11 protein-coding genes are annotated in these 11,534 nt (G+C 49.5%); 3 read left to right on the top strand and 8 right to left on the bottom strand.

The genetic code is table 11. The annotated features are described in order from the left end of the window. Nucleotides 1-102: 102 nt before the first annotated feature. Nucleotides 103-663, top strand: coding sequence for a hypothetical protein (locus WMO41_RS12560; RefSeq protein WP_349230042.1), 561 nt, complete (start codon nt 103-105; stop codon nt 661-663). Between the two features lie 105 nt (nt 664-768). Here WMO41_RS12560 and WMO41_RS12555 read toward each other — a convergent pair whose 3' ends face one another. The 7 genes from WMO41_RS12555 to WMO41_RS12525 form a co-directional block, all read right to left on the bottom strand. Further along, on the bottom strand, nt 769-1,398 hold the full coding sequence (locus tag WMO41_RS12555) for a CatB-related O-acetyltransferase (protein WP_349230041.1): 630 nt from the start codon (nt 1,396-1,398) through the stop codon (nt 769-771). 124 nt (nt 1,399-1,522) lie between these two features. Next, nucleotides 1,523-2,047, bottom strand: a complete 525-nt coding sequence (locus tag WMO41_RS12550; protein ID WP_008119059.1) for a flavodoxin family protein — start codon at nt 2,045-2,047, stop codon at nt 1,523-1,525. A gap of 54 nt (nt 2,048-2,101) precedes the next feature. Beyond that, entirely contained in the window at nt 2,102-2,704 is a 603-nt protein-coding gene (locus tag WMO41_RS12545) for an alpha/beta hydrolase (protein ID WP_005337276.1), read from the bottom strand. Next, a complete protein-coding gene (locus WMO41_RS12540; RefSeq protein ID WP_349230040.1) occupies nt 2,697-2,843 on the bottom strand; it encodes a hypothetical protein in 147 nt (48 codons plus the stop codon). The genes WMO41_RS12545 and WMO41_RS12540 overlap by 8 nt, the downstream gene beginning before the upstream one ends. 171 nt (nt 2,844-3,014) lie before the next feature. After that, complete coding sequence (gene rlmD, locus WMO41_RS12535) at nt 3,015-4,493, bottom strand: 23S rRNA (uracil(1939)-C(5))-methyltransferase RlmD (RefSeq protein ID WP_349230039.1); 1,479 nt, start codon at nt 4,491-4,493, stop codon at nt 3,015-3,017. 554 nt (nt 4,494-5,047) lie between these two features. Next, entirely contained in the window at nt 5,048-5,992 is a 945-nt protein-coding gene (locus WMO41_RS12530; RefSeq protein WP_349230038.1) for a 3'-5' exoribonuclease YhaM family protein, read from the bottom strand. Between the two features lie 84 nt (nt 5,993-6,076). Then, nucleotides 6,077-7,396, bottom strand: coding sequence for a S1C family serine protease (locus WMO41_RS12525; protein WP_349230037.1), 1,320 nt, complete (start codon nt 7,394-7,396; stop codon nt 6,077-6,079). A 232-nt stretch (nt 7,397-7,628) separates the two neighbouring features. On the opposite strand from WMO41_RS12525, the gene WMO41_RS12520 reads away from it, so the two are divergent. Next, the gene (locus WMO41_RS12520) at nt 7,629-10,022 is read left to right on the top strand and encodes an endonuclease MutS2 (protein ID WP_349230036.1); all 2,394 of its coding nucleotides are present in this window, start codon (nt 7,629-7,631) and stop codon (nt 10,020-10,022) included. A gap of 18 nt (nt 10,023-10,040) precedes the next feature. Beyond that, on the top strand, nt 10,041-10,751 hold the full coding sequence (locus WMO41_RS12515; RefSeq protein ID WP_349230035.1) for a response regulator: 711 nt from the start codon (nt 10,041-10,043) through the stop codon (nt 10,749-10,751). A gap of 6 nt (nt 10,752-10,757) precedes the next feature. Here the strand turns inward: WMO41_RS12515 and WMO41_RS12510 are convergent, their stop codons facing one another. Next, a complete protein-coding gene (locus tag WMO41_RS12510) occupies nt 10,758-11,516 on the bottom strand; it encodes a hypothetical protein (protein WP_349230034.1) in 759 nt (252 codons plus the stop codon). Nucleotides 11,517-11,534 lie beyond the last annotated feature (18 nt).

The raw sequence follows: 11,534 nt of genomic DNA, 5'->3' as shown, positions 1-11,534 counted from the left end.
TTTCTGGATGAACTGCTTCCCTGGGCGCCTGGAATTCAAGAAAAATGTCCAAGCCGTTACAAGAAGTCTTGAACCCCGCAACTATGCGGGGTTTCGTTTTAGATGGTACCCGCAATTGATTACTTACACTGGAACAATCGCGGCTGCAAATCCATCGTTTGGCGCTGCATCAGTAGACTGGAGCCAACCGGGCAGGAATGCCACGCAAGAACCGTCAATGAGACGATATTAGAGAATGTGGTAGTTCAGGCCATCAACACGCTCCTTGGCGATAAGTCCACCTATCAGGCACAGCTCCAGCAGAACATCGCAAAGGTGATCCGAAGCGCTCAGCAAAATACCGCCGATGGGATCGACGAAAGACTGCAGGAGCTCCAGAAAGAGCTTCTAAAAAAGGCCAATAACAAAGAGGCCTATGATGAGATTGCCGATGAGATTTTCAAGCTCCGGGAGCAGCGAGAAAAATGCACAGTTGATACCGCCGCCAGGGATGCACAGATTGCCCGCATCAACGAGCTACAGGATTTCATTAAGCAGCAGCCCACACACTTGGAAGCCTTCGACGAGGCCCTGGTAAAGCGCTGGCTCGAGCGAATCATCGTCTGGGAGGACCACTTCACTGTGGATCTTAAGTCCGGACTGAAAATTGAGATTGAAGGATAATCCCATAAGACGCACGAAACCCTCTCGACCATGATGGCCGGGAGGGTTTTTTCTATATCAATAAACTGGGATTAGCAGGGGAGCGTTTATCTCCCCCACAGTATTTTAATTCAAATTTTCTATTCTTCCATTCTTTATTGCCTCTATATTCTGTGAAATTTTTTCTATTGACCAATTCCACCATTTCAACTCCAGAAGAAAGGAAATTGTTTCATCCGAAAATCGTTTGCGAATTGGTTTGGCTGGAACTCCACCGACAATCGTATAAGGCGGTACGTCTTTTGTCACTACCGCACGAGTACCGATAATTGCTCCATCTCCAATCGTAACACCAGCCATAATGACTGCTTCATACCCAATCCAAACGTCGTTACCAATGATAATATCCCCTTTATTGTCCCATGCTGTTGCAACATTTTTAATGTCCAAGTCCCATTCTTCAAAGAAGATAGGAAATGGATAAGTAGAAAACGAAGTCTGCGTGTGGTTAGCACTGTTAAACAAGAATTTTGCACCACAAGCAATGGAACAGAACTTTCCGATTATCAACTTATCATGGTTAATTGGATAGTGATATAATACGTTGTTTTTTTCAAACTCGCGCGGGTCATTGACAAAATCGTTATACATAGTAAATTCATCAATAATAATACTTGGGTTTGTTACAACGCTTTTCAAATAAACAGTTTCTTTATCTCCTGTGCGGGGATATATTTTCTTCTCCGATATAGTCATTTTATAATCCTCCAAATGTTTTTTATTATGCGACTATATCGGTAATTACAATGCAACGCTTCACCTGTATCACCTCGACAACTTCAAATTTTCCAATTTAACAAACTGGAATTTGGAACGTGCTTTATAAATTTTTTCCGATCCCCTCAAGTTCGTTCATGGAATCCTTGTTTTTTTCAAGTTCATCTCTGGCTGTTGCGTAATATGATTTTTTGAAAAGCATATCCCATGAAAGATATTTTGCCATACAGTCAAACTGCTTATCAATCAGCTCATACTGGATACTGTCTACGGGAGAACCGCCTACAACAATCGTGCCAACTTTTTTATTTTTTAACTGCAATCCACGGCAGTAGCACTTATCAATGATAAGTTTCAATTGTGCTGACATTCCCCACCAATAAACTGGCGTAGCAAAAAGAATCATATCTGCGGCAGCAATTTTATCAATTGTAGGATTTGTATCATCCTTATCGACGCATCCCTTAGAGCATTGACAGACACCACATCCCTTGCATGGTGCAATGTTGAGTTTGTCAGGTTCAATGATTTCAATTTCATTCTTTTCTGATGCTCCTTTTATAAATGCATTGATTGCTGTCAGCGTGTTTCCTTTTCTGGCACTTCCATTAATGATTACAATTTTCATGCGTGTATCCTCCAACTTCCGATTTGTTCTATTTGCTCCCCGATAAACTTGAATTTATTTGGAAGATTTTATTATCCATTCATCAAGAAATTTCATTTGTTCATCCGTATGAAACCAATGCTCTCCATTTTTCATAATAGAAAGTGTTGAATTAGTCCTCTGTACAAATTCAAATATCGTTCCATAAGCGGTAAGATTATCTTTTTCACCATACAAAATGTGCGTTGGGATTTCCCATATAATAGGATTTTCTCTTGCATAGCAAAGATAATCCCATGAAAGAGTCTCTCCAAAGGTTGTCTGAATTTCTTTTTTCTCTTTGAGTTCATCCTCTGTAACATTTGCCCAAATCATCATATCAGCAATAAGCCTTTCCATATCTACAACGGGCGAAATAAAATATGCTTTCTCTATTTGCTGATTTGATAAGGCATTGATAGCAAAATACGCTCCAATGCTATTGGCAATTACTTCAACAGTCTTGTAGTTTCTATAAATTGAATTAAAAAGTAATGGAAATTCTTCTTTTGCTTCCCATGGAAACTGTGCAGTATAGTCGAGACCAATCACATCACAATTACTAAAGAGCGGTTTGTAATGAATAGCTTCTTCAGCATTACCACCTTTTCCATGTATATAAATAACTGCTTTATCCACAATAGTTATCCTCCACAAATTCTGATTTGCCGAATTTTTCCCTCACATCCATTCCACTGCCTGCAACCACCCAAAATGGTCGAGTTGCCGGATTGGTTGTTAGCCCTTTCTGTTTTCCAAAATTCATTCCAAAATCCATGACATCTAATCCACTGTCTCAAATCGCGACATCTAATCCGAGGTTACAACCTGACATACATTTTGCAGTAGATATGTTTCCATATAAGAAAACCGAGCTTTTTCAGAAGTCCGGCTCCAAATCCAAACCTCCGAAAAAGCCCGGAAATACGCCGCTTTCTGGCACTTGATTTTATTTTCTTGACATCAAGACTACCGTCTCAACATGCCCACTCCAAGGAAACATATCCACAGCTCTCACCCGTTTCACTTCATATCCTCTCTCCCCCAGATATTTCACATCCCTGGCCAACGTCGCGGAATCACAGCTGACATACACAACCTTTTTCGGTGCCATTTTTACGATGGTGTCAAGGCAGACGCTGTCACAGCCTTTTCTTGGCGGGTCTACTACGATGGTGTCGGCGTAGACCCGATTCTTTTCGTACTGCTCCGGCAGAACTTCCTCTGCTTTTCCTACAAAAAACTCGACGTTTTCAAAATGATTCAGCTGCGCGTTGGCGCGGGCATCATCGATGGCCTGGGGCACGATCTCTACGCCGTAGACCTTCTTTGCTTTCTGGGCCAGAAACAGGGAGATGGTTCCAATGCCGCAGTAGAGATCCCAGACGGTTTCCTCCCCGGTTAAACCTGCGTACTCCAATGCGGTTCCGTAAAGCTTCCGGGTCTGCACCGGGTTGACCTGATAGAAGGACAGCGGGGAGATACGGTAGCAGACATTACCGATGTAGTCGGTGATGTAGCCCGGGCCGTACAGGTTTACGATCTCTTTGCCCATGATGACATTCGTCTTTTCCCGGTTGATGCTGCAGGAGATGCTCACCATGTGAGCGGCAGGAACCGGCATTTTGTCAACTGCTGCCGTCTCTGCACAAACCGCATCACCTGCGCATGGCGCCTTCCCTGCCTCACCGGCAACATCCAGGCCCGGTGCCAATGCAAACAGCTTCACCAGCCGCTCCACCAGCACCTCCGGCGCCTTTAATTTTTTCACATCCCCATTCAGCACCAGGCACACCATCAGCTCCCCGGTGGTAAATCCCTTGCGGATCAGCACATGGCGGACAAGCCCCTTATGAGTTTCCTCCTCATACGGCGCAATGTGATACTCTTCCATAAATCCGCGGATGCAGTCCAGGATCGGCTGATTCTCCTCCACGCCAAGCAGACAGTCCTCCTGCTCGATAATCGCATGGGTTCTGCCTGCGTAAAAGCCGGTGATGATGCGGCCGTCTTTGTCCTTTCCGAACGGGAACTGGGCCTTGTTGCGGTAACGCCACGGCTCATCCATGCCAATGACCGGTTCCATGGGAATCTCGGTCAGGCCACCGATACGGCTTAAATTGTTGCGTACTTTGTTTTCCTTAAACTTTAACTGTTCTTCATAGCTCATGGCCTGAAGCTGGCAGCCGCCGCACTGGCGGGCGGACGGACAGCGCGGGGTGACGCGGCATGCTGACGGTTCTAACACCTGCATCAGGCGCGCAAAGCCATAGGACTTTTTCGTCTTCATGACCTTGGCTTCCACCACATCACCAATCACGGCATCCTTCACAAACCAGGTGAAGCCATCGGTCTTTCCGATTCCTTCCCCAGTATCACTCATATCCTCTATCTGAACCTGAAATACATCATTCTTTTTCCAATCCATGTGTTTATCCTTTCATCTCACTGCATTTCTGCGATCATCTGGCTTCTTTCTGCATCCAAACCAGGTATCCATCTCTCCCACCATATTCCGGGGCTCCCAAACCAGTGCATTACGTTGCCCGGCTTCTGTCTCCCATTTTACGGTTTTTCCCGCTCCTGCGCAAGCCTTCCCACACGATCCTTCCGAAAACTTTAGCATACCCCTTCTTTTCTGTAAGATTTTGTTTAGAAACTTCCTGCTTTCTTCACAATCTCCTCAAACTTTAGACACATTTTTCCAGTATCATAAAGCCATGATGTGAGGGAGAAAAAACAAAGCAAACCCATCATCATAATGAACAGAAGTAAACGAACATGTTCATTATACACCAATATAAGAGAGCCCGGCGGCACCAAGCGCGCAACCGCTGCCGGGGTCGTCCAACAACAATCCGTTATCCATCTGCTACGGTGGATTAAGCGGTTCCTATATATTGAATAACATTACCTCTTTCCCCTTTTTAATCAGAAAACGCGCCCAAACCGGCGCGTTTTCTGATTTTTTCTATTCTGTTTTTAGCAGTCCGTCGTCTTCCTGATATTCGTCTCCAGCAGCCGGTTATATCCCAGCCAGCCCTGATTATCCCCAGCGCCCCGCAGCACTTCGATCATGGTTTCCATCTTGGCATCTGCGTTGTCGGCGAAGTTTAACGCCATGGCCTCTAACAGTGCCGGTTTCTTCGGAGAACCGTATTCCAGTTCCCCGTGGTGGGCCAGAATACAATGCTTTAGCTCGGTTGCCAGCTTCGGCGGGAAACCTTCGATGGTGCGCATGCGCTCGCTGACCATCTCGGTGCCGATGATGATGTGGCCCAGTAACTGGCCGTCATCGGTGTAGTCGTTCTCCGGGAACACGGACAGTTCCTTTGTCTTGCCGATGTCGTGAAACATGGCTGCGGTTAACAGCAGGTCACGGTTTAACATCGGATAGGCGGAGGTAAAGTAGTCACACATCCTGGTGACGCTTAACGTATGCTCCAGAAGACCGCCCACAAAACCGTGATGCACGCTCTTGGCTGCGCTGTGGAACTGAAACACCTTCGCAAAGTCCGGATCGCCGAAGTAGCTGTCCAGCAGTTTCTTCAGATACGGGTTTTTTACAGAAGCAATGAGTGCCAGCAGCTCGGAATACATCTGTTTGACATCTTTTAAGGACACCGGAAGGTAATCTGCCGGAATGTACTCGCCCTCATCTGCCTTGCGGATCCGCTTAACATTCAGCTGCTTTGCTCCCATGAACATGGTCACGTCCGCATCGATATAAACGTAATCCAGCGCCTCAAAGTTCCCAACACCCGGAGACCCCAGATCCCATAATTTCGCGTCAACAGTGCCTGTTTTGTCCTGAAGGACCAGATTTCCGTATTCTTTGCCGTTCTTGGTCAGCGCAATCTGCTTATTTTTGCAAAGATACACATCGGAAATGTGCATGCCTTCTCTAAAACTGTCAATATACCTCATATCGTTCCCTTTACTTTCTATCTTATCATTTTAATTTTCCTGTTTTGCCGCCTGCCATGGTGCGCATTCTGATTCCCGCGGCCGTCAGCGGCTGCCTACCGTCACTTCAAACTCCAGCTCCGTGTAGGTGTCCCGGCCATTGCGCGCTACCGTCACATGAATGATCTGCCCGCAGGTCATCTTGTCCAGCGCGGCCTGGTATTCTTTCATGGATTTTACCGGATTTCCATTGATCTGCGTGAGGATATCGCCATTCTGGATGCCTGCGTTATATGCCGGTTTTTCCGTCACGGCATTCACCACATAAATGCCCTCCGGCAGACCATTTGCTACCTGGGCATCGGTCGCTTCCTGGCCTACGATCCCAATGCAGGGGATTGCCTGGCCGTTGCTGAGCTTCTCCAGGATTCCCTTATAATCAGAAATGCCAAAGATTTCTGTTACCCGGTTTTCTGTCCCGGAATTATCCGCAGGCGCCTGAGCCCAGCCCACCAATTCGCCATCGGTGTTGATCAGGAACGTGCCGCGGTCCGTATTGGCCATGATATCGGAATACAGTACCCGGCAGTGCTGATCCACCATGGGACTGCTGCGCACCACATAAGAAACAAAGCCATAATCCAGAGAATGAACCACGCCTGCCGGACTGCCTACCGCCGCAAGCAGGTCTCCCTGCCGCACCTGATAGGAATTGCCAAGGGGCATCGGTTCCAGATCCCGCAGCTGCGATGTGTCTACGTCTCCTGTGCTGATGCTGACAATGGCCATGCCGGATGTGGCATCCTTCTGTTTCATATGTCCGTTTACATCTTTTCCGTTTTCAAAGGTCACTTTAATGGAATCTGCCTGCTCCACCGCGGCTTCCGGTGTCAGAACCAGAAGTTCCTGACTGGTCTTTGCGATGATGACCCCGGCATACAGGCCTGTCGTCTCTACCGGATTGTCGAACCAGTCGGTATTCTGCTGGACCGAATGAACCACCACCACGCTCTTGTCCGCAGTCTGGGCCTTTGCCCGCAGGCTGTTTAACAGTGAATTCAGGTCATCTATAGTATAACGGTAATGCTCCAGCGCAGTCTGAACCATTTCCTCTACAGGTTCGGTCTCCGTCTCCGCAGCATTTTCTGTCTCCTGGGCTTCCGCGGAAGATTCCACTTCATCCTTCGGAATGGAAATGGCGGATGCAGTTGGCCGGTTTCCCTCCGACAACTGCTCCAGGACCGGTCTGGTCAGCGCAAAGCACACCGCTGAAACCACGCCAAATATCACACCGGCGCAGGCTGCTGTTGCCATTTTGGTCGCAATCTGCTTTTTGCTGGGTGCCGGCCTTACGATCTTCTCACTGATAAAATCACGGTCATTCTTTTTTTCAGGTTTTTTCTCTGGATCCTGTATCTCAGACATTCATGTCCTCCTTACTTCATAATCCTCGTAACTGTTCAGTGCCGTCACAGTCACCCTCCCGTATGCATCGTCTATGCATTATCTTCTATTATAAGGTTTGGGGACAATTTACGCAACTAAAAAGTGTTGTCCGCCCTTTCGCCGTCGTGCATTTCATGTTATAATCAAAAGCGCCTGAAGTTCTTCCCTCAGGCGGTTTTCTGCTATTAATTAAACACAATCGAGGATTTTTATGAACCAGAAAGTATTAAAAACATTAGAATATAACAAGATCATTACCCAGCTGACCGGTTACGCGGCTTCCACGCCGGGAAAACTCCTGTGCCAGAATCTGCTTCCCATGAGCGACTACCACGAGATCGTGCAGGCCCAGACGGAAACCAGCGATGCCCTCACCCGTGTCCGCATGAAGGGCAGCCTCTCCTTAAGCGGTGTCCGCGATATCCGTGACTCCTTAAAACGCCTGGAGATTGGCAGCGCCTTAGGCATCCCGGAGCTGTTATCCATCAGTTCCCTGCTTACCGTGGCAGCCCGCGCCAAAGCCTACGGCCAGCACGAGGAATCCGAAGAATTTCCGGATGACTCCTTAGACTCCATGTTCCGCAGCCTGGAGCCGGTTACTTCTGTCAATAATGAGATCAAGCGCTGCATCCTCTCCGAGGAAGAGATCAGCGATAACGCAAGCCCGGGCCTGCACAAGGTCCGCCGTTCCATGCACGGCATCAACGACCGCATCCACACTCAGTTAAACAGCATTTTAAACAGCTGCCGTTCCTACCTGCAGGATGCCGTCATCACCATGCGTGACGGACGCTACTGCTTGCCGGTCAAGGCGGAGTATAAGTCCCAGGTAAACGGTATGGTCCACGACCAGTCCTCCACCGGTTCTACCCTGTTCATTGAGCCCATGGCGGTCATTCAGTTAAATAACGAGCTGCGCACCCTGGAGATTCAGGAGCAGAAAGAGATCGAGGCAGTTCTGGCAGACTTAAGCGGCCAGCTTATGCCCTACACCGAGGAGCTTGCCATTGACCTGCAGATTCTGACCCGCCTGGACTTCATCTTCGCGAAAGCAGCCCTGTCCCGCCACTTTAAATGCAGCGAGCCGAAGTTCAACACCGAAGGACGCATCCACATTAAAGACGGACGCCACCCGCTTCTGGACCCGCAGAAGGTGGTTCCGATCACGGTATGGCTTGGCACCGACTTTGACCTTCTCATGGTCACCGGCCCGAACACCGGCGGTAAAACCGTTTCTTTAAAAACCGTAGGGCTTTTTACCCTCATGGGACAGGCCGGCCTGCACATTCCGGCGTTCGAGGGTTCTGAACTGGCTGTATTTGAGGAAGTCTTTGCCGATATCGGCGATGAGCAGAGCATTGAGCAGAGTCTCAGTACCTTCTCTGCCCACATGACCAACATCGTTCACATTTTAAATCAGGCAGACAGTCATTCCCTCTGCCTCTTCGATGAGCTCTGTTCCGGAACCGACCCGACCGAGGGTGCGGCTCTGGCCATTGCCATCTTAAACTTCCTGCACAACATGAAATGCCGCACCATGGCCACCACCCACTACAGTGAGTTAAAGATCTACGCCCTCAGCACCCCGGGCGTGGAGAATGCCTGCTGTGAGTTCGATGTGGCTACCCTGCGCCCGACCTACCGCCTGTTAATCGGTATCCCGGGTAAGAGTAATGCGTTTGCCATTTCTAAAAAACTGGGCCTGCCGGACTACATCATTGATGACGCGAAGACCCATCTGGAGTCCGAGGACGAAACCTTTGAGGATGTCATCAGCCGTCTGGAGGAAAACCGCGTTACCATCGAAAAAGAGCGCGCAGAGATTGAGAGCTACAAGGCAGAGATTGCCCGCCTGAAATCCGGCCTGGAGAAGAAGGAAGAACGTTTTGACGAGCGCAAGGACAAGATGATCCGCAAGGCCAACGAAGAAGCCCAGCAGATCCTGCGGGAAGCAAAAGAGACGGCGGACCGCACCATCAAAAACATCAACAAGCTGGCGGCCTCCTCCGGCATCGACACCAAAGCCCTGGAGGCAGAGCGCACGAAGCTGCGCGACAGCTTAAAGAAGGTCGAGGGCGGTCTCTCCTTAAAGCAGGAGACCAAAAAACCGCACAAAGCCATCAACCCGAAGTCCTTAAAACTGGGGGACGGCGTGCGCGTACTTTCCATGAACTTAAATGGTACCGTAAGCAGCCTTCCGGATGCGCAGGGCAACGTATTTGTCCAGATGGGTATCCTGCGCTCCAAGGTGAACATCAACGACCTGGAACTGCTTCAGGAGAATTCTGTCAGCGGCCCGGGACTGGAATCCCGCCGCAAAGGCAGCGGAAGCAGCAACATCAAGATGTCCAAATCCTTTGGTATCTCCCCGGAGATCAATGTGCTGGGCATGACCGTAGACGAAGCTGTGGCACAGCTGGACAAATATCTGGACGATGCCTATATCGCCCATCTGCCGCAGGTACGCATTGTACACGGCAAGGGTACCGGAGCGCTGCGTGCCGGCATCCACAAGCATTTAAAGCGTCTCAAATATATTAAGGAATTCCACCTGGGCGGCTTCGGAGAAGGCGATGCGGGCGTAACCATCGTAGTATTCAAATAATTGGGGAGGAACAAAGACATGGCCGAAAAACAGCGGATTTTGATCGTAGATGATGACGAGAACATTGCAGAACTGATTTCTCTTTATCTGATGAAAGAATGCTACGAAACCTACATTGTCAATGATGGCGAGGAAGCCCTGAAGATTTTCCCGGAGTTCAAACCAAACCTGGTTCTTCTGGATCTGATGCTTCCGGGCATTGACGGCTACCAGGTGTGCCGCGAGCTGCGCGCAGCATCCCAGGTTCCTATTATCATGCTCTCCGCCAAGGGTGAGATTTTTGACAAGGTTCTGGGCCTGGAGCTGGGCGCCGATGATTACATGATCAAGCCCTTTGATTCTAAGGAGCTGGTGGCCCGGGTCAAGGCCGTGCTGCGCCGCTACCAGGCTGCTCCGGCTCCTGCTGTACCGGAACCGGCCCAGCAGGGCGAGTACGTGGAGTACCCGGATCTGACCGTCAATCTGACCAACTATGCGGTCACCTACTGCGGACATTCCGTGGAGATGCCGCCGAAGGAACTGGAGCTTCTGTATTTTCTGGCGTCCTCTCCAAACCAGGTTTTCACCAGAGAGCAGCTTCTGGATCACATCTGGGGCTACGAGTACATTGGAGACACCCGTACCGTAGATGTACATATCAAACGCCTCCGGGAGAAGATCAAGGATCACGCCAACTGGGCCCTGACCACCGTATGGGGCATCGGATATAAATTTGAAGTGCGGAAATAAAATTCGTTAATGAATCCAGGCTCCGTCCCCTCCGACGTAGCAGCCGTCCGGGGTCCGGGTATTTACAAGCATGGCTCCGTTACTGTCTGTATAGTACCACTTGCCGCTGTCCTCAATCCAGCCGCAGCGCAGGTATCCATTCATTCCAAAGCAGTACCAGGTACCGTCTATCTGAACCCAGCGGCCTACAGGATAACTTCCGTCTTTAAACTGGAACCATTTTCCACCCTGGTCGATGCACCAGTGGTTGCCCTGAGCGGTGGAGAAATCCTGTCCGCTGTTCGCTGCCACCCCCGGGCCGCCGGTGCCGGCCGGGTTCCTGCCGGTGTCTCCGGGACCTCCGGAAACATACTTTCCATCTCCAGGGCCGCCGGAATAGCTGTGACAGTAGTCATAGCTGATATCGTCTGCTTCTTCCGCAGTCAGAAACATGGTATCAGAGCTTACCCACTCTCCCTTTTCTGATCTGCTTCCAACAGCACGCACCATAAAGCAGTAATTGCCCCGGCGGGTCATATGGCTGGCAAAATCATAGGAATTATCGTAGACCGATGCCGTACTCATCACCGATGACTCATTCCGGTACAGCTTTACCTGATAGTACCGGGCCGACGTATTGTCCGTCCAGATGCCGCTGCCGGAATCTCCGTCCCATCTTACGTTTTCTACATTCAGATCCGTTGCCGCAAACCCGCTGACCGTCCCGGCCAGAATCATCCCCATGGCAAGCAGCACGCCTGAAATCCAATTTCCTGTTTTTCTCATACGATTCTTCTCCTTTTC

Origin of the sequence: Ventrimonas faecis (assembly GCF_040096075.1) — a bacterium.
GTDB lineage: Bacteria > Bacillota > Clostridia > Lachnospirales > Lachnospiraceae > Brotaphodocola > Brotaphodocola faecis.
Note: the sequence above shows the minus strand (reverse complement) of the source record. Positions and strands in the feature narration are given on the sequence as shown.

Coding starts and splice junctions, on each gene's coding strand:
- WMO41_RS12560 (WP_349230042.1), top strand. CDS start 103: ATGGTACCCGCAATTGATTACTTACACTGGAACAATCGCGGCTGCAAA.
- WMO41_RS12555 (WP_349230041.1), bottom strand. CDS start 1,398: ATGACTATATCGGAGAAGAAAATATATCCCCGCACAGGAGATAAAGAA.
- WMO41_RS12550 (WP_008119059.1), bottom strand. CDS start 2,047: ATGAAAATTGTAATCATTAATGGAAGTGCCAGAAAAGGAAACACGCTG.
- WMO41_RS12540 (WP_349230040.1), bottom strand. CDS start 2,843: ATGGATTTTGGAATGAATTTTGGAAAACAGAAAGGGCTAACAACCAAT.
- rlmD (WP_349230039.1), bottom strand. CDS start 4,493: ATGGATTGGAAAAAGAATGATGTATTTCAGGTTCAGATAGAGGATATG.
- WMO41_RS12530 (WP_349230038.1), bottom strand. CDS start 5,992: ATGAGGTATATTGACAGTTTTAGAGAAGGCATGCACATTTCCGATGTG.
- WMO41_RS12525 (WP_349230037.1), bottom strand. CDS start 7,396: ATGTCTGAGATACAGGATCCAGAGAAAAAACCTGAAAAAAAGAATGAC.
- WMO41_RS12520 (WP_349230036.1), top strand. CDS start 7,629: ATGAACCAGAAAGTATTAAAAACATTAGAATATAACAAGATCATTACC.
- WMO41_RS12515 (WP_349230035.1), top strand. CDS start 10,041: ATGGCCGAAAAACAGCGGATTTTGATCGTAGATGATGACGAGAACATT.
- WMO41_RS12510 (WP_349230034.1), bottom strand. CDS start 11,516: ATGAGAAAAACAGGAAATTGGATTTCAGGCGTGCTGCTTGCCATGGGG.